The 17338-nt window shown below is 64.8% G+C and carries 16 protein-coding genes; 5 read left to right on the top strand and 11 right to left on the bottom strand.

Annotated elements, in window-relative coordinates; genetic code table 11:
• The first annotated feature begins 3 nt into the window (after positions 1-3).
• Positions 4-2103: a S9 family peptidase gene (locus AB7Z56_RS02525; protein ID WP_063980476.1), complete on the top strand. Its 2100-nt coding sequence runs from the start codon at positions 4-6 to the stop codon at positions 2101-2103.
• A gap of 252 nt (positions 2104-2355) precedes the next feature.
• On the opposite strand, the gene AB7Z56_RS02520 is transcribed toward AB7Z56_RS02525, so the two are convergent.
• The 6 genes from AB7Z56_RS02520 to AB7Z56_RS02495 all read right to left on the bottom strand — a co-directional run bounded on the left by AB7Z56_RS02520 (position 2356) and on the right by AB7Z56_RS02495 (position 8750).
• The gene (locus AB7Z56_RS02520) at positions 2356-3447 is read right to left on the bottom strand and encodes an SMP-30/gluconolactonase/LRE family protein (RefSeq protein WP_063980475.1); all 1092 of its coding nucleotides are present in this window, start codon (positions 3445-3447) and stop codon (positions 2356-2358) included.
• A gap of 74 nt (positions 3448-3521) precedes the next feature.
• Entirely contained in the window at positions 3522-4241 is a 720-nt protein-coding gene (locus AB7Z56_RS02515; protein WP_063980474.1) for a ribonuclease activity regulator RraA, read from the bottom strand.
• A 117-nt stretch (positions 4242-4358) separates the two neighbouring features.
• The gene (gene araD / locus AB7Z56_RS02510) at positions 4359-6098 is read right to left on the bottom strand and encodes an L-arabinonate dehydratase (protein WP_063980473.1); all 1740 of its coding nucleotides are present in this window, start codon (positions 6096-6098) and stop codon (positions 4359-4361) included.
• Positions 6095-6958, bottom strand: a complete 864-nt coding sequence (locus tag AB7Z56_RS02505; protein ID WP_063980472.1) for an ABC transporter permease — start codon at positions 6956-6958, stop codon at positions 6095-6097. Before AB7Z56_RS02505 ends, araD begins: the two co-directional genes overlap by 4 nt.
• An 11-nt stretch (positions 6959-6969) precedes the next feature.
• The gene (locus tag AB7Z56_RS02500; protein ID WP_063980471.1) at positions 6970-7731 is read right to left on the bottom strand and encodes an ABC transporter ATP-binding protein; all 762 of its coding nucleotides are present in this window, start codon (positions 7729-7731) and stop codon (positions 6970-6972) included.
• Positions 7731-8750 (bottom strand): ABC transporter substrate-binding protein, encoded by a 1020-nt coding sequence (locus AB7Z56_RS02495; protein WP_063980470.1) that lies wholly within the window; start codon positions 8748-8750, stop codon positions 7731-7733. The genes AB7Z56_RS02500 and AB7Z56_RS02495 overlap by 1 nt, the downstream gene beginning before the upstream one ends.
• A 94-nt stretch (positions 8751-8844) precedes the next feature.
• Here AB7Z56_RS02495 and AB7Z56_RS02490 point away from each other — a divergent pair, with 94 nt between their 5' ends.
• From AB7Z56_RS02490 to AB7Z56_RS02480, 3 genes are all read left to right on the top strand, one after another.
• A complete protein-coding gene (locus tag AB7Z56_RS02490; RefSeq protein WP_063980469.1) occupies positions 8845-9555 on the top strand; it encodes a GntR family transcriptional regulator in 711 nt (236 codons plus the stop codon).
• Between the two features lie 205 nt (positions 9556-9760).
• Positions 9761-10174: a response regulator gene (locus tag AB7Z56_RS02485; RefSeq protein WP_063980468.1), complete on the top strand. Its 414-nt coding sequence runs from the start codon at positions 9761-9763 to the stop codon at positions 10172-10174.
• A 67-nt stretch (positions 10175-10241) separates the two neighbouring features.
• Entirely contained in the window at positions 10242-13742 is a 3501-nt protein-coding gene (locus tag AB7Z56_RS02480) for a PAS domain S-box protein (protein ID WP_063980467.1), read from the top strand.
• A gap of 155 nt (positions 13743-13897) precedes the next feature.
• Here AB7Z56_RS02480 and AB7Z56_RS02475 read toward each other — a convergent pair whose 3' ends face one another.
• Positions 13898-14533 carry a response regulator transcription factor gene (locus AB7Z56_RS02475; RefSeq protein ID WP_063980466.1) on the bottom strand — a complete coding sequence of 212 codons (636 nt, stop codon included), beginning with the start codon at positions 14531-14533 and terminating at the stop codon, positions 13898-13900.
• Positions 14534-14682: 149 nt separating this feature from the next.
• On the opposite strand from AB7Z56_RS02475, the gene AB7Z56_RS02470 reads away from it, so the two are divergent.
• Positions 14683-14973, top strand: coding sequence for a hypothetical protein (locus AB7Z56_RS02470; RefSeq protein WP_063980465.1), 291 nt, complete (start codon positions 14683-14685; stop codon positions 14971-14973).
• 54 nt (positions 14974-15027) lie between these two features.
• On the opposite strand, the gene AB7Z56_RS02465 is transcribed toward AB7Z56_RS02470, so the two are convergent.
• From AB7Z56_RS02465 to AB7Z56_RS02450, 4 genes are all read right to left on the bottom strand, one after another.
• Positions 15028-15531, bottom strand: coding sequence for a response regulator (locus AB7Z56_RS02465; protein ID WP_063980464.1), 504 nt, complete (start codon positions 15529-15531; stop codon positions 15028-15030).
• Positions 15532-15686: 155 nt separating this feature from the next.
• A complete protein-coding gene (locus tag AB7Z56_RS02460) occupies positions 15687-16004 on the bottom strand; it encodes a hypothetical protein (RefSeq protein WP_014490546.1) in 318 nt (105 codons plus the stop codon).
• A 2-nt stretch (positions 16005-16006) separates the two neighbouring features.
• Positions 16007-16888 carry a CheR family methyltransferase gene (locus AB7Z56_RS02455; protein WP_071908599.1) on the bottom strand — a complete coding sequence of 294 codons (882 nt, stop codon included), beginning with the start codon at positions 16886-16888 and terminating at the stop codon, positions 16007-16009.
• 59 nt (positions 16889-16947) lie between these two features.
• Positions 16948-17334: a response regulator gene (locus AB7Z56_RS02450; protein ID WP_018321619.1), complete on the bottom strand. Its 387-nt coding sequence runs from the start codon at positions 17332-17334 to the stop codon at positions 16948-16950.
• Positions 17335-17338 lie beyond the last annotated feature (4 nt).

The raw sequence follows: 17338 nt of genomic DNA, 5'->3' as shown, positions 1-17338 counted from the left end.
CGAGTGACACAAGCCAAGACACCTTCCCAGCCCCCCGTCGCCCCGCGCCGGCCGCATTCCTTCACGCGGCACGGGATCACCGTGGCCGACGACTATGCCTGGCTGAAGGACGAGAAATGGCAGGAGGTGCTGCGCGATCCCGCCGTGCTCGATCCCGACATCCGCAAATATCTCGATGAAGAGAACGGCTACACCGAGAGCCTGCTCGGCCACACCTCGTCGCTTCAGAAGACGCTGGTGCGCGAGATGCGCGGGCGGATCAAGGAGGACGATTCCAGCGTGCCCTCGCCCGACGGACCGTTCGCCTATTTCCGGAGGTTTCGCGAGGGTGGGCAGCACGAATTGTTCGGCCGCATGCCGCGCGACGGCGGCGAGGGCCAGATCGTGCTCGACGGCGACGCGCTCGCCAAAGACCACAAATACTTCAAGTTCGGCGGCAGCCGCCACTCGAACGATCACAAGCTGCAAGCCTGGAGCGCCGACACCAAGGGCTCGGAATATTTCTCCATCCGCGTCCGCGACTGGGCCACGGGCAAGGATCTTGACGATTTGGTCGAGGAGACCGACGGCGGCATCGTCTGGAGCAAGGACTGCAAGAGCTTCTTCTATGTGAAGCTCGACGACAACCATCGCCCGATGCAGGTGTGGCTGCACAGGCTCGGCACCAGGCAGGCCGACGACTCGCTCGTCTACGAGGAGCAGGATTCCGGCTGGTTCACCCATCTGCATGAGAGCACCAGCGGCCGCTTCTGCGTGATCGCGGGCGGCGATCACGAGACCTCGGAGCAGCGGCTGATCGATCTCGCCCACCCCGAAGCGCCGCCGCGCCTGGTCGCGGCGCGCGAGGACGGCGTGCAATATTCGCTGGCCGACCGCGGCGACGAGCTCTTCATCCTCACCAATGCCGATGACGCCATCGATTTCAAGATCGTCACCGCGCCGCTTGGCGCACCCGAGCGCAAGAACTGGCGCGACCTGATCCCGTATCGTCCCGGCGTCTACATCATCGACCTCGATCTCTATGCCGGCCATCTGGTGCGGCTGGAGCGCGCCAATGCGCTGCCGTCGGTCGTGATCCGCGATCTCGCGACCAGGGACGAGCACGCCATCGCCTTCGACGAGGCGGCCTATTCGCTCGACACGATGGGCTCCTACGAATTCGACACCACGAACTTGCGCTTCGCCTATTCGTCGATGACGACGCCGTCGGAAGTCTACGATTACGACATGGTCAAGCGCACGCGGACCTTGCGCAAGCGCCAGGAGATTCCGTCCGGTCACGATGCGGCCGACTATGTCACGACGCGCATCATGGCCAAGGCGCATGACGGCGCCGAGGTGCCGGTGTCGATCCTCTATCGCCTCGGGCTGAAGCTCGATGGCTCGGCGCCGCTGCTGCTCTACGGCTACGGCTCCTACGGCATGGCGATGCCGGCCTCCTTCAACGCCAACCGCCTCTCGCTGGTCGACCGCGGTTTTGTTTACGCCATCGCCCATATCCGCGGCGGCGCCGACAAGGGCTGGGGCTGGTATCTCGACGGCAAGCGCGAGAAAAAGACGAACAGCTTTGACGATTTTGCGGCCAGCGCGCGGGCGCTGATCGATGCGAAATACACCAGCGCAAAACGCATCGTCGGCCATGGCGGCTCGGCCGGCGGCATGCTGATGGGCGCCGTCGCGAACCGCGCCGGCGAATTGTTCGCAGGCATCGTCGCCGAAGTGCCGTTCGTCGACGTGCTCAACACCATGCTTGACGACACGCTGCCGCTGACGCCGCCGGAATGGCCCGAATGGGGCAACCCGATCGAGAGCGAAAAGGATTTTCGCACCATCCTGTCCTACTCCCCGTACGACAATGTCGCGGCGAAGGACTATCCGGCGATCCTCGCGATGGGCGGCTTGACCGATCCGCGCGTGACCTATTGGGAGCCGGCCAAATGGATCGCGCGCCTGCGCGCGACCATGAGCGGCGGCGGCCCGGTGTTGCTCCGCACCAACATGGGTGCCGGCCACGGCGGCGCATCGGGGCGGTTCGACCGGCTGGACGAAGTCGCGATCGTCTATGCGTTCGCGCTTTGGGCAGCGGGGATGCCGGAGGCGTGACCTTGTAGCCCGGATGGAGCGCAGCGAAATCCGGGATTCGTGCAGACGGCAAGACCGCCCCGGATTGCGCTGTGCTCCATCCGGGCTACGGGCCTCTCCCCGCACGCGGGGAGAGGCGAAGGAATTCGGCAGCTCTGTAGGGTGGGCAAAGGCGCATCGCGCCGTGCCCACCATTTTTCAGCAATTGCGACGAGAGCGGTGGGCACGCTTCGCTTTGCCCACCCTACGGCAGCTTAGCTGGTCAGCTCTGCCTCACACCGCCCCATGCGCCTCGACGTACAGCGCATACACCGAGTGGCTGCTCGCCATATAAAGCCGGTTGTTCTTCGGGCCGCCGAAGCAGAGGTTGGCGCAACGTTCGGGCAGCTTGATGAAGGCGAGCGGCTTGCCGTCCGCGTTGAACACCATCACGCCGTCGAGATCTTCCGACTTGCCCCTGAGCTGAAAGACCTTGCGGCCGCCGATGTCGGTGGGTTCGGATTGCAGCGCGCCGTTGGAGCCCCAGCCGCACCAGAGATTGCCGTCGCGATCGACGCGAAAACCATCGAGCGAGGCCTGGTCGGCGGCATCGATCAGCTTGGTCTTGCCGCTCAAGCTGCCGTCGTCGCCGACATTGTAGCTCCAGATGCTGCGGTTGGGCGTGCCCTTCCATTCGACGATGTAGAGCTTCTTCTCGTCCGGCGAGAAGGCGAGGCCGTTGGGATTGACGAGGTCGGTGAGGACGGCGCTGATCTTGCCGTCCTTGGCGATGCGATAGACGTTGGTGGTGGCCTGCTCGGACTTCTCCTTGTTGCCTTCCCACTCGCCGTTGATGCCGAACAAGGGATCGGTGAACCAGATGCTGTCGTCGGACTTCACCACGATGTCGTTCGGCGCGTTCAGCCGCTTGCCCTCGAACTTGTCGGCGAGAACCGTGATTTTGCCGTCCTTCTCGGTGCGGGTGATGCGGCGGGTGACGGAGTGCTCGCAAGTGACGAGGCGGCCCTGGCGGTCGCGCGCATTGCCGTTAGCGTAATTGGCGTTGGCGCGGAACACGCTGGTCTGCCCGGTCTTCTCGTCGAACTTCATGATCCGGTTGTTGGGAATGTCCGAGAACAGGAGATAACCGCCCTCGGGGAAATAAGCGGGGCCTTCGGCCCAGCGCATGCCAGTCGCGACCTGCTCGACCGTTGAGGAATAGAGCCGGTATTTTCCAAAGCTCGGATCGAGGATCTGGACGGCGGGATCGGGGTAGCGCTGGTTGGGCGTGAACGGAAACGACTGGGCACCGGCGGTGCGGGCGAGAAGTGCGGACGCCGCCGCCGCACCGGCGCCGGCCATGAGACTACGTCGCGTGAGATTCATAAGTATCCTCCCTGCTCGATAAAAGGCCGGCGCTTGATGCGCCGGCTCGTTTCTTGACGTGACTTAGCTTCGACCTAGCGGCCGTTCTTCTTCCGCCATTCCGCGAAGTCGGTGAGCGTCTGCGGATCGGTGGCGGGATAGAGCCCAAAAATGCCGCGGCCGTTGCCGACTTCCTCGGTGACGAAATCCTCGAACGCCGTCATCTCAAAGGTTTCGTTCGCGATCTCGTCGGCGAGATGCGCGGGGATCACGATGACGCCGTCGCTGTCGCCGAGAATGACGTCGCCCGGAAATACCGGCGCATCGCCACAACCGATCGGTACGTTGATCTCGATCGCCTGGTGCAGCGTGAGATTCGTCGGCGCCGAGGGGCGATGGTGATAGGCGGGGATGCCGAGCTTGGCGATCTCGGCGGAATCGCGAAAGCCGCCGTCGGTGACGACGCCGGCGACGCCGCGCTTCATCAATCGCGTCACCAGGATCGCACCGGCCGAGGCCGCGCGCGCGTCCTTGCGGCTGTCCATCACCAGCACGCTGCCGGGCGGACAATCCTCGATCGCCTTGCGCTGCGGGTGGGAGCGGTCCTTGAAGACGTCGATGGTGTTGAGATCCTCGCGCGCCGGCATGTAGCGCAGCGTGAAGGCCTCGCCGACCATGGTCGGCTGGTCGGCGCCGAGCGGGTGCACGTCCTGGATCATCTGGATGCGCAGCCCGCGCTTGAACAGCGCGGTGGCGACGGTGGCGGTGGAGACGGATTTGAGTTTTGTGCGGGTGGCTTCGGTGAGTTTTGTCATGTGTATCCTCTTGTCATTCCGGGGCGCCGCGCAGCGGCGAGCCCGGAATCCATCGGGCCGCACGCAACGCGGTGAAATGGGTTCCGGGTTCGCGCTACGCGTGCCCCGGAACGACGGTCAGTAAATCGACGGCTCGCCGATCGGCGCGCCGAAATCGGTCTCCAGGAAGTCGAAGTCGCAGCCGTCATTGGCCTGCTTGATGTGTTTGGTGAACATCCAGCCATAGCCGCGCTCGAAGCGGCGCTCGGGCTGCTTCCAGGCGGCGCGACGCTTTTCGAGCTCGGCTTCGGACACATCGAGGTTGATAGTGCGCGCGGCGACGTCGAGCGTGATGCGGTCGCCATTCCGCACCAGCGCCAGCGGGCCGCCGACATAGGATTCGGGCGCAACGTGCAAAATGCAGGCGCCATAGCTGGTGCCGCTCATGCGCGCGTCCGAGATCCGCACCATGTCGCGCACGCCCTGCTTCACGAGCTTGGTCGGGATCGGCAGCATGCCCCACTCCGGCATGCCCGGCCCGCCCTGCGGCCCTGCATTGCGCAGGATGAGGATGTGATCCTCGGTGACATCGAGGTTGGGATCGTCGACCGCCTTCTTCATCGACGGATAGTCGTCGAACACCAGCGCAGGCCCGGTGTGCTTGAGGAAGCGCGGCGCACAGGCACTCGGCTTGATGACGCAGCCATCGGGCGCGAGATTGCCCTTGAGCACGGCGAGCGCGCCTTCCTTGTAGATGGGGTTATCGACGCCGCGGATGACATCGGCATTGTGCACTTCGGCGCCTTCGATGTTTTCGCCGACCGTCTGGCCGGTGACGGTGATGCAGTCGAGATGCAGATGCGGCTTGATCTGGCTCATCAGCGCCGGCAGGCCGCCGGCATAGAAGAAGTCTTCCATCAGATAGGCATCGCCGCTCGGTCGGACGTTGGCGATCACGGGCACCTTGCGGCTCGCCTTCTCGAAATCGTCGAGGCCGATGTCGAGGCCGGCGCGGCGGGCCTGCGCGATCAGATGGATGATCGCGTTGGTCGAGCAGCCCATCGCCATGGCGACCGCAATCGCGTTCTCGAACGCCTTGCGGGTCTGGATCGTCTTCGGCGTCAAATCCTCCCACACCATCTCGACGATGCGCCGGCCGCATTCCGACGCCATGCGGATGTGGTTGGCGTCGGCGGCCGGAATCGAGGAGGCGCCGGGCAGCGTCATGCCGATCGCCTCGGCAATCGCGGTCATGGTCGAGGCGGTGCCCATGGTCATGCAGGTGCCGTAGCTCCGCGCGATGCCGGCTTCGATATCGAGCCAGTCCTTGTCGGAGATCTTGCCGGCGCGCCGCTCGTCCCAGTATTTCCAACCGTCGGAGCCCGAGCCGAGCGTCTTGCCCTTCCAATTGCCGCGCAGCATCGGACCCGCGGGCAGATAGATCGCGGGAATGTTCATCGAGGTCGCGCCCAAGAGCAGCGCCGGCGTGGTCTTGTCGCAGCCGCCCATCAGCACCACGCCGTCCACGGGATGGCTGCGCAACAGCTCCTCGGCATCCATCGCCAGAAGGTTGCGGTAGAGCATCGTGGTCGGCTTCAAGAGCGATTCCGACAGTGACAGCGCCGGCAGCTCCAGCGGGAGGCCGCCGGCCATCAGGATGCCGCGCTTGACGTCGTCGACGCGCGACTTGAAGTGCATGTGGCAGGGCTGCGCGTCCGACCAGGTGTTGAGGATCGCGATGATCGGGCGGTCCTTCCACTCCTCCGGGGCGTAGCCCATCTGCATCGTGCGGGAGCGGTGGCCGAACGAGCGGAGGTCGTCGGGCGCGAACCAGCGCGCGCTGCGGAGCTGGTCGGGCGTGATTTTCTTCTTGGTCATGATTGGGTGCCCCATTTCTGGACGGTATTCCGCTCGATGGCGCGGAAGATCAGGTTCTCGACAAAAAGCCCGATGATAATCACCGTCAAGAGGCCCGCGAACACTGCGGGTATGTCGAGGAGATTGCGGTTCTCGAAGATGAACCAGCCGAGCCCGCCCTGCCCCGAGGACACGCCGAACACCAGCTCGGCCGCGATCAGCGTGCGCCATGCAAAGGCCCAGCCGATCTTGAGGCCGGTGAGGATCGAGCCGAACGCCGCCGGGATCAGGATTTTCGCGACATAAGGCAGCCCGCGCAGGCCGTAATTGCGCCCGACCATGCGCAGCGTGTTGGACACGCTCTTGAAGCCGGAATGGGTGTTGAGCGCGACCGGCCACAGCACCGAATGGATTAGCACGAAGACGAGGCTGCCATTGCCGAGCCCGAACCAGATCAAGGCGAGCGGCAACAGCGCGATCGCCGGCAACGGGTTGAACATCGCCGTAACAGTCTCGAGGAAATCGGTGCCGATCCGCGTCGAGATGGCGAGCACGGTGAAGATCGCGGCGAGCACGATGCCGGCCGAATAGCCCATGAAAAGGACTTTCAGCGAAGCCCAGGCGCGCATCGGAATGGTGCCGTCTTTCACGCGGTCCCAAAGCGTCACGATGGTGTCGTGCAGCGTTGGAAACAGCAGCGGATTGTCGAGGGCGACGCCATAGGCTTCCCAGACCGCTGCCAGAAACAGGATGATGACGGTCTTGCGGACAAAACCGTCGTTCCACAACAGCTCCGGCACGCTCAGCTTGCGCTCGACCTCGCCCGCACCGCCGGTCGCGGCAACCGACGCGTCGCGCAGCAATATTCTCGCCTCGCCCATGACAGGCTCCCTCAATGCGCCACAGCTTCGGCCGCGAACAGGAGATCGTGGATCTCCTTCTCCAGCCGGCCGGCGCTGCCGTCTCCATTCGAGACCTTGTCGACGTCGACCACCTCGGCCTTGACCCGGCCGGGATGCGGCGACAGCAGCAGGATGCGGTTGCCGATGCGGATCGCTTCCGCGATCGAATGCGTCACGAACAGCACCGTGAATTTGGTCTCGCTCCAGAGCTGAAGCAGCTCGTCCTGGCAGGTGCGCCGTGTCAGCGCGTCGAGCGCGGCGAACGGCTCGTCCATCAGCAGGATATCGGGCTCCATCGCCATGCCGCGCGCAATCGCGACGCGCTGCTTCATGCCGCCGGACAGCGTGTGCGGATAGGCGTCGACGACGCGGGTGAGGCCGACCTTCTCGATATAGGCCCGTGCGCGGGCCTCGGCGTCCTTGCGCGACAGCTTTCGCGCGGTCAGCAGCGGGAACATCACGTTGGCAAGCACGCTCTTCCAGGGCAGCAGCTGGTCGAACTCCTGAAAGATCATCATGCGGTCCGCGCCCGGACCATGAATCTCGCGATCGTTGATGGTCATGCGGCCCTCGCTCGGCGTCATATAGCCGCCGACGGCCTTGAGCAGGGTCGACTTACCGCAGCCGGACGGCCCGAGCAGCACGAAGCGGTCGGACCTGTCGACCGTGAAGCTGACCCTTTCGGTGGCGGTAACGACGGCGCTGGAGGTCTTGTAGCGCAGCGTCACCCCGTTGACGTCGAGCAGCGCCATCAGTTGCCTTTCAGGTCGTGCGCGACGGGGAGGTAATAGTCGGTCCAGGCCTTGGGCTGCATCTTCAGTGTGCCGGTCTTGAACAGATGGGCTGCGAATTTCATCGTGCCCTGCGGCTCGAGATTCCATTCCATCATGCCGGGCTCCTTGAGGAGATCGAGCAGCTCTTCCACCGAGGTCTTGTCGCCGGTGATCTCCTTGTAGATCTCGACCGCCTGCTTGGTGTCGCTGCGGATCAGATCCTGCGCTTCCTTGGTGGCATCGCGCACCGCCTGGATGATCTTCGGATTGGCGTCGGCGAATTTCGTCGTGGTGAAGAACTGGGCCTGGCTCAGCGGGCCGCCCATTACGTCCGGCGAGTTCAGCACGACATGCGCGCCCGGCACGTTCTTCAGCTCGAGGAAGGTGAAAGGCGGGATCGAGAAGTGGGTGTGGACCTCGTGCTTCGAATTGGACAGCGCCGCATAGGCGTCGGGATGGCCAAGCTGCACGGTGTTGGCGTCCAGCTTCGACCATTGGTCGGCACCGAAGGCCTCGGCGGCCGCGATCTGAAGCACGATCGCCTGGGTCGAGACTTTTACGGTCGGCACCGCGATCTTGTCGCTCGGACCAAGATCCTTGATCGACTTGATGTTGGCATCGCGGCTGATCAGCGTCATCGGCTGCGCCGAGGTCGCGACGATGCCCTTCACGCCGCCGCGGGTGCGGTCCCACAGCAACAGAAGATTGCCGGTGCCGGTGTTGAGGATGTCGACGCCGCCGGCGAGCAGCGCATCGGTCTGCGCGCCGCCGCCGGAAAAGGTCACCCATTTGGTGGTGACGCCGGGTACGCCGAGCGAAGCTGCGTGCTTCTCGATCAGCTTCTGCTTTTCCATGATGTGGCTCGGCATGTAGAAAATGCCGGGCTGGCGCGACAGCGAGATCTCGGATTTCTGCTGCGCATGCGCCGCGGATACCGGCAGGACGGTTGCGGCGATCAGGGCGGCAGCCGCAAGCTTGCTACGAAGATGCTTGATCATTGTTGTGTGTTTCCTCCGGCCAGCGTCGAGCTGCGTTGACCCTGCTGATGCACTAATATATTAGTGCATCAAAGGCAAGCCCGCGGGACCCGACATGGAAGCAACCCATACCGCGCTGCGCGCGGCACGACCCGCCCGGCTCGATCGCGCCCGCCAGGCCGCGCCGCAGGTGTTCGAGCGGCTGCGCAATGCGATCATCGCCCTGGAACTGCCGCCGGGCGCCCCCCTGTCACGCGCCGAGCTCGCCGGCCAGTTCGGCGTCAGCTCGACACCGGTGCGCGATGCGCTGATGCGGCTGGAGGAGGAAGGGCTCGTCGACGTATTTCCGCAGCACGCGACCGTGGTCAGCCGAGTCGACGTCGGCCGCGCCGAGCAGGCCCATTTCCTGCGCCAGGCGCTGGAGCTCGAAATCGTCCGGATGCTCGCGGAACAACATGACCAGGCCCTGGTCATCCGTCTTGACCACGCGATCGCGCTCCAGCAGCAATTCGCCAAGGCCGGGGACTTCGAGAGCTTCATCGCCGCCGACAATGATTTTCACGCCCAGCTCTACGCCGCCGCCGGAAAGCAAGACCTGTGGACGCTGGTGCGCAGCCGCAGCGGGCATATCGACCGGCTGCGCCGGCTGCATCTGCCCTCGCCCGGCAAGGCCCAGAACATCGTCCGCCACCACAAGCTGATCACGCGCGCGATCGAGGCCGGAGAGGCCGATGCCGCGCAACAGCATCTGCGCAAGCACCTGTCGGGCACGCTCAGCGAGCTCGACAAGATCCGGAGCCACCATCCCGAATACCTGACCGATTAGGCCCGCGACACGATCCGGGCGTGCGTCAGGGACCGCATGTGCACGTAAGCATGCATATGACCGACCTCGCCGAAATCGCGCGAGGCGGACAAGGTGTCGGCCGCGAAGTGCTTGCAGGCCGGACGGAAACCGCGCAACAATTTCGCATTTGATGCTTTGATTTGGGGTCGCTGGAACGTCCCATCCGGCCCGGAGGGTTTCAGACGTGGCCAACATCCTGATTGTGGATGACGACCCGGCCGTGCAGATCACGATCCGGCTGATCCTGGAGAGGGCCGGCCATCACGTCACCGCCGCCGGCGACGGCCACACGGGGCTTGCGCTGTTCGAGGCGAGCCGGTTCGACCTCCTGTTCCTCGACATATTCATGCCCGGCATGGACGGACTGGAGACGATGCGCCACATCCGGGTGCTGCAGCCGACCCTTCCGATCATCGTCATTTCCGGCCGCGCCGTCGCGCCAGACGCCTATGCCGAGCCGGACTTTCTGAAGATGGCGACCAAGCTCGGCGCGGTCGCAAGTCTGCAGAAGCCGTTCCGGCCGGACGCCCTGCTCGCCGCTGTCGACGGCTGCCTCACATCCGCGCCGCTAGCCAATGCCGCCTCCGGCAGCCGATGACGGGGCGATCCATGTTGCAGCGTAGCAGGACATTCGGGACCGCTCGCGACGCAGCGCGAAGGCCGAAATGACCCTCGCGACCCGGCTGGCCATCGCAATGATCCTGCTGGTCGCGGCTGCGGTCGCCGCTGTCGGATGGCTGAGCCATTACAGCCTGGAGCAAGCCTTCCTGCCGCGCGTGCTCGACCGTATCGAGGGCCACTCACGGCTCCTGGCCTCGCAACTCGAAGCGCATGTGAACGGCGCCCGCGCCGACGTTGCGACGTTCCGCTCCCGTGCCGCCGCGCGCGGCATGATCGATGCCCATTTCAACGACGGGGTCGATCCGGTCGATCACCTCTCGGAGAAGACCTGGCGCGACCGCTTGCTGACGCGCCTCGTGGCCGACGTCGGCGCCAACCCGGCCTACGCAAAATTCCGTATCATCGGTGCCGACGGCGTCGAGTATCTGCGCGTCGACCGCTCCGGCCCGAACGGAGCGGTGCGAGCAGTTCCCGACGATGCCTTGCAGAACAAGGGCGAGCGCTCCTTCTTCCAGGCGGCGATCAAGCTGGCAGAAGACCAGGTCAGCGTCTCCCCGGTCGAACTGGACGTCGACGACGGCGTGGTTCAGATGCCCTATGTTCCGACCTTGCGCGTCGCGGCGCCCCTGTTTGGGTCCGATCACCGGCTGTTCGGCATCGTCGTCGTCAATGTCGACATGCGCCAGGTGTTCGACCGGATCAGGATATCGATCCGGAACGGTGAAGCGGTCTATGTGGTCGGCCGCAACGGCGATTATCTCGTGCATCCGGATCGCACCCGCGAGTTCGGTTCGCAACTGGGGACACCAACACGCTGGCAGGACGACTTCCCCTATTTCGCAGCCATCACCGGATCGACGCTGGGTGCGACCCAGGTCGTGCCGGGCAGTGACGGCAAGCCGAGCGGCACCGCGATCGCGCCCGCAATCCTGGCCGAGGACCAGTGGGTCGGTGTCATCCGCGTCGTGCCCAACGCCGTCTTCATGGCGCCGGCCGTCACCATCGAGAAATCGACCATCACGATCGGCCTCATCGCGGTGCTGGTCGCCGCCATACTGGCCGTGCTGCTGGCGCGGTCGTTGACCCGGCCGATCGGGCAGCTCACTGCGGCGGTCGAGTGGCTCGGTCGGGACAATTCCATCAGAATTCCAACCGACGCCCCCGGCGAGACCGGTGTGCTGGCGCGGGCATTTGCCCGTCTGATCGATGAAATGCGGGCGAAGACGGCAGCGCTGGAGCATGAGGTCGAAGAGCGGCGGCGCACCGAGGCCGCGCGCGACCAGCTTGCCGTCCGCGAACGCCTGTTCAGCGCGGCCGTCGAATCCTCCGACGATTCGATCGTGATGCAGACGCTCGACGGCATCGTCATCGGCTGGAATGCGGCGGCCGAGCGCCTCTACGGCTATACGGCCGAGGAAGCGGTCGGACAGCCGACCTTGATCCTCCTGCCACCCGATCGCCGCGAAGAGGGCAAGGACTATCTGCGGCGGATTGCGACGGGCGAGCGGATCGAGCACTTCGAAACGGTGCGCCTGCGCAAAGACGGCAGTCCGGTCGAAATCTCGGTGAGCCTGTCACCGATCAGGGACGATTCGGGCGAGATCATCGGCGCGTCCGGCACGGCGCGCCGCCTGACCGATGCGCGACGGACCGAGCGCGCGCTGCAACAGCAGATCGAGGAACGGCGGCAGCTGTTCGACGCCTCGGAAGATCTGATCATGATCATGGATTCGCGGGGCCATATCGTGCAGGTCAGCCCGAGCAGCCAAGCCGTGCTCGGCTACCCGCCGGACGAGATGATCGGCCGCAGCGGCGTCGATTTCATCCATCCCGCGCATCTCGAGCAATCCCGCGAGGAGATGCGCGCGCTGCGGCGCGGCGGGCACCCCAGGCTCGCCGACACCCGCTGCATCCACAAGGACGGACGCGAGGTCTGGCTGTCCTGGCTCGGCAACTGGTCAGATCAGGCCAAACGCTTCTTCTTCGTCGGACGCGACATGACCGAGGCGCGGCGCGCGGAAGAGTCCTTGCGCGAAAGCGAGCTGCTCGCGCGCAATATCGTTGAGACCGCGCTCGACGCCTTCGTCCAGACCGACGAGCGCAGCACCATCCTGAACTGGAGCTCGCGGGCCGAGGAGCTGTTCGGCTGGCGGCGCGACGAAGCGCTGGGCAGGAATGGGGTCGACCTCATCGTCGCCGAGAGCGAGCGGGAGCGGGTCAAGGCCGGCCTCGCGCGCTTCCTCGAGTCCCAGGACGGCCAGACGCTCAACCGCCGCCGCGAGCTCACGGTTCGCCGTCGCGACGGCAAAGAATTCAGGGCCGAGCTGAGCGTCACGGCGCTGAAACGCCGCGAAGGCATTCTGTTCAACGTGTTCTACCGCGACCTCACCGACAAGATCGCGTCCGAGGAGCGCATCCGCCACGCCGACAAGATGGAGGCTGTCGGCCAGCTCACCGGCGGCGTGGCGCACGACTTCAACAACATCCTCACCGTCATCACCGGGACGATCGAGATCCTGGCCGACGCGGTGGCGAAGGAGCCGGAGCTTGCGGCGATCACGAAGATGATCGACGAGGCCGCCGGGCGCGGCGCCGAGCTGACCCAGCACCTGCTCGCCTTCGCGCGCAAGCAGCCGCTGCAGCCACGCGAGGTCGACATCAACGCGCTGATCATCGACACCGCAAAGCTGTTACGCCCGACGCTGGGCGAGCAGATCCAGATCGAATCGGTGTTCGAGGACGAGAGCTGCGTCGCGATCGTCGACCCCAACCAGCTCACCACCGCGATCCTCAACCTCGCGCTCAATGCCCGTGACGCCATGCCCGGCGGCGGCAAGCTGATCGTGGAGACCGGCGCCGCCTATCTCGACGAGGTCTATGCCAGCGTCAACGACGTCAGGCCCGGACACTATGTGCTGATCGCCGTGAGCGACACCGGCACCGGCATTCCTGCGCACATGCTGGCCCGGGTGTTCGATCCGTTCTTCACCTCGAAGGGACCGGGCAAGGGCACCGGGCTCGGGCTTTCGATGGTCTACGGCTTCATCAAGCAGTCCACGGGCCACATCAAGATCTACAGCGAGGAAGGCCACGGTACCACGATCAAGATGTATCTGCCGCCCGGCAAGACGGCCGCGGCCGTGGGCGAAGGCGTGACGCCGTCGACGATCGAGGGCGGACACGAGACGATCCTCGTGGTCGAGGACGACCGGCTGGTGCGCGACTACGTGCTGGCGCAGCTGCATTCGCTCGGCTACGTCACCTTGCAGGCCGCGAACGCCGCGGAGGCGCTCGCGATCGTCGCCACCGGCAAGCCGTTCGACCTGCTGTTCACCGACGTCATCATGCCCGGCAAGTTGAACGGACGGCAGCTTGCCGACGAGGTGTCGAAGACGCGTCCGGACCTCAGGGTGGTCTACACCTCAGGCTATACGGAGAACGCGATCATCCATCACGGCCGGCTGGATTTAGGCGTGCTGCTGCTGGCGAAGCCGTATCGCAAATCCGATCTGGCGCGGATCATCCGCAAGGCGCTGAGCAGTTGAGGAACCGTGTCCCGGACAAGGCGCAGCGTGCAACGCTGCGGCGCAGAGCCGGGACCCAGAACTGTCAGCCGTGAAATTGGAGAGATATGGGCCCCGGCTCAGCAGCGCATCATTGCATGACGCGCTGCGTCCGGAGCACGAGAGGATGGCGAGCGTTACGATGCGCGCTGGGCCGCAGTCATCACGATGCGGATCAGATCGGCGGCGTTGCGCGCCCCGAGCTTCTTCATGATGTTGGCGCGATGGTCCTCGATGGTGCGCGGGCTGATGCCGAGCGTGCGGCCGGCTTCCTTGTTGGACGCACCGGAAGCGAACTGCTCGAGCACCTCGCGTTCGCGCCGCGTCAACGGCTCGCGTCCGGGGAAGTGCAGCGAAGAGAATTTCGGCGATACGCTCTCTGCCTGCCTGCGTGCATAGGCTCCGATCGCCTCGTCCAGCCGGCCGACGATCTCGCTACCGCGGAACGGCTTTTCGATGAAATCGAGCGCGCCGCTCTTGATGGCGCCCACCGCCATCGAGATGTCGCCCTGCCCGGAGATCATGAAGATCGGCGCCGGATAATCTTCGCCCTGCAGTTCGTTCAGAATGTCGAGGCCCGACTTTCCGGGAATGTGCACGTCGAGCAGGATCGCAGCCGGCGTACGGTTCCGCGCGACGGAGAGCAGCGCTGCGCCGTCCGCAAAACAGATCACCTCATAACCCGCCGCCTTCAACACCATCGACAAGGTGTCGCGAACCGCAGGGTCGTCGTCGACCACGAAGATTTCACCACGAGAGGTTTGCTCGGCCATGTGCCACATCCAGTTGGCATTACGGACTCGCGTCCGCGCCAACCGTTATGGCGTTCGGCGCGGATTCGGCCCACCCGTATTTGTACGGGACATAGACTTAACGCACAAGTAGCGGCATTGCGCCTAATTGCAGGAGACGGAGAATATCCATGCTAAATTTGGCCGATACGCCGCCGCTGGTCGCGACATCCGAGGCCGACAGCCAACGATTGATCGCCGCAGACCTTCGCTTGCTGATCGCACAGATCGAGACCAGTATGCGCCGGATCGCCGCAGCCATGGATCAAGAACACAGCAACGATCCGGAAGGTTCCGCCGACGTCTTCATACTCGACGACGTCACGCCGCGTTATGCCACCGCGAACGCCGCTCTCAACGCCTGCCGGGCAGGCCTCGGCCACGCCCTGCAATACCTGTCTGAATCCGGCAATCCGGCTTGAATTGCGACCGACGCGGCGCAGTGCCCGCGTCCGATCGCATGGCAGCTCCGCGCCTCAGGCGCGGTGCCGTTCCACGATCGCGTCGGTCGCGACGCCACCCCAGGTGTGGATCGCCGGCAGCCCCATTGCGGTCTTGCCGAGATTGGCGAGGCTGATGCGCAGCGCCGCGAGATCGAGCGGCTTCGGCAGGCCCTGGAGCTGAATCCCGACGGAACGGGCGAAGCTGCGGGCGGCGCTGCGGCGCTTGCCGTCCATACCGCTGATGACGATCACATGGCCTGCGAATTTCGCCGCCGCCATCTCGCGCAGCACGTCGATGCCGTCGCCATCCTCCAGCACGAGATCGAGCGTCACGCAGTCGAAGCGGGCGGCGCGGAGCTTCTCGATCGCCTCGGCGACGGACGGCGCCACCGTGACTTCATGGCCGGCCTGCTTTGCGGCGACCGTGATCAGGCTGCGCTGCGTGGCGTCGTCGTCGACCACCAGGAGCTGAAGCGCACGCCGCTCGGCGACGTCGGGCAGATTTGACGGGATGGGGGAGAGGGAACTTCGGGGCATTGCCGTATCCTGAGATTGAGACGGGCAATTGCTACACGGCTCGCGCTTAGGCCACGTAAAGCCGGTGCGGCGAATTCGTCCGGATGTTTTAGCAAATATGAACCAACGTCTCGGAAAGCGGCGACGGGGCGCGCGGGACGAGGCCTATTTGGCGATCACGCTGCCTCGTCACGGCCGCCGGCGGCGCCGCGCTTCTTGCGGTTCTTGCCGCGCAGGAACTGGATGTCCATTTCGGCGCCGTTGACGCGCACCAGCTCGCAACGGCGATAGGCGAGCCCGGTCGACGACAGCAGCAGGAAGAATTCCTTCAGGTTCAATCCCTGGATCGAGCCGTCCACCGTGAGGATGGCGTCGGTGTCGGAAATCGCATTGAGCTTGCAGTCGCGCCGCCACGTGCCATCGATCGCCATGATGCAGACATCATAGCCACGACTGAACGTGACGCGCTCCGCGCCCTTGCCATCCTCTGCCATGCCTATCGTCCTGCCAACACCGCCATGCGCGGCGGCGCGGCGCCGGCGAGAGCCGGTTTGGTTGCCGCTGCACGCGGATCGTTCGGCTTGTAGAGGCCGCGACGATCCGGGATCGGCCTGAACGTGTCGGTCAGTCCGACCACGGTTTCGGCTGCACCCAGCACCAGGAAGCCGTCTCCCTCGATCTGGCGGGCGAGGCGGTTGAAGATGTTGATCTTGGTGTCCTGGTCGAAATAGATCAGCACGTTGCGGCAGAAGATGACGTCGAAGGTGCCGAGCTGGGCAAAATCATGCAGCAGGTTGAGCTGCCGGTGCTGGATCATCGCGCGCAGCTCGGGATTGATCTGCCACGTCTCCCCGGTCTGCTTGAAATATTTCATCAGCATCTGGATCGGCAGGCCGCGCTGCACCTCGAACTGGCTGTAGATGCCGGCCTTGGCCTTCTCGAGCACCTCCTGCGACAGGTCGGTCGCGATGATCTCGACGCGCCAGCCGGTCAGGGCCGCGCCCATCTCCTTCAGGCACATCGCGAGCGAATAGGGCTCCTGCCCGGTCGAGCCGGCGGCGCACCAGATGCGCACGCTCCGTCGGCCGGCGCGCGCCTTGATGACCTCAGGCATGATGGTGTCGCGGAAATGATCGAACGGGACCTTGTCGCGGAAGAAGAAGGTCTCGTTGGTGGTCATGGCTTCGACCACGCTGGTGACGAGCGCGCTCGAGCCGCCCTGCAGCTTCTGCACGAGCTCGCCGATCCCGGAGAGCCCGGCCTTGCGGGCGAGCGGCAACAACCGGCTTTCGATCAGATATTGCTTGTCTGCGGACAGGTCGAGTCCGGAATGATCCCTCAGGAACTTACGCAGATACTCATACTCGGTCGGGGTCACGGATAGCCTCTCGGAAGCTGTACTGGGGACACTCTGGCTGAAACGCTCGGGCCAGATACTCAGACCATGGCTTGTCCGACCGGGATCAAGCCGACTTCAGCGAATTTGTCGGCGATGATGTCTTTATCGAAGGGCTTCATAATGTACTCGTTGGCGCCGCCGCTGAGCGCCTGGGCGATATGAGCCACGTTGTTCTCGGTGGTGCAGAACACCACCTTCGGCTGGTCGCCGCCGGGCAGGCGGCGCATGTGGCCCATGAACTCGAAGCCGTCCATCACGGGCATGTTCCAGTCGAGCAGCACCGCATCGGGCAGCTGCCGCTGGCAGATCTCCAGCGCCTTCGAGCCGTCCTCGGCCTCGGTGACTTCGAATTCCAGGCCTTCCAGGATCCGGCGCGCGATCTTTCGCACGACGCTGGAATCATCGACCACCAAACATGTCTTCATTTTG

The organism is Bradyrhizobium sp. 482_C4_N1_8 (assembly GCF_052075965.1).
GTDB lineage: Bacteria > Pseudomonadota > Alphaproteobacteria > Rhizobiales > Xanthobacteraceae > Bradyrhizobium > Bradyrhizobium barranii.
The sequence above is the reverse complement of the archived record's forward strand: the minus strand, read 5'-3'. Positions and strand labels throughout refer to the sequence as shown.

Excerpts from the sequence above, each read along its gene's own strand:
- AB7Z56_RS02495 (WP_063980470.1), bottom strand. The coding sequence starts at position 8,750 with ATGATCAAGCATCTTCGTAGCAAGCTTGCGGCTGCCGCCCTGATCGCC.
- AB7Z56_RS02475 (WP_063980466.1), bottom strand. The coding sequence starts at position 14,533 with ATGGCCGAGCAAACCTCTCGTGGTGAAATCTTCGTGGTCGACGACGAC.
- AB7Z56_RS02500 (WP_063980471.1), bottom strand. The coding sequence starts at position 7,731 with ATGGCGCTGCTCGACGTCAACGGGGTGACGCTGCGCTACAAGACCTCC.
- AB7Z56_RS02505 (WP_063980472.1), bottom strand. The coding sequence starts at position 6,958 with ATGGGCGAGGCGAGAATATTGCTGCGCGACGCGTCGGTTGCCGCGACC.
- araD (WP_063980473.1), bottom strand. The coding sequence starts at position 6,098 with ATGACCAAGAAGAAAATCACGCCCGACCAGCTCCGCAGCGCGCGCTGG.
- AB7Z56_RS02520 (WP_063980475.1), bottom strand. The coding sequence starts at position 3,447 with ATGAATCTCACGCGACGTAGTCTCATGGCCGGCGCCGGTGCGGCGGCG.
- AB7Z56_RS02515 (WP_063980474.1), bottom strand. The coding sequence starts at position 4,241 with ATGACAAAACTCACCGAAGCCACCCGCACAAAACTCAAATCCGTCTCC.
- AB7Z56_RS02465 (WP_063980464.1), bottom strand. The coding sequence starts at position 15,531 with ATGCCCCGAAGTTCCCTCTCCCCCATCCCGTCAAATCTGCCCGACGTC.
- AB7Z56_RS02490 (WP_063980469.1), top strand. The coding sequence starts at position 8,845 with ATGGAAGCAACCCATACCGCGCTGCGCGCGGCACGACCCGCCCGGCTC.
- AB7Z56_RS02450 (WP_018321619.1), bottom strand. The coding sequence starts at position 17,334 with ATGAAGACATGTTTGGTGGTCGATGATTCCAGCGTCGTGCGAAAGATC.
- AB7Z56_RS02460 (WP_014490546.1), bottom strand. The coding sequence starts at position 16,004 with ATGGCAGAGGATGGCAAGGGCGCGGAGCGCGTCACGTTCAGTCGTGGC.
- AB7Z56_RS02470 (WP_063980465.1), top strand. The coding sequence starts at position 14,683 with ATGCTAAATTTGGCCGATACGCCGCCGCTGGTCGCGACATCCGAGGCC.
- AB7Z56_RS02480 (WP_063980467.1), top strand. The coding sequence starts at position 10,242 with ATGACCCTCGCGACCCGGCTGGCCATCGCAATGATCCTGCTGGTCGCG.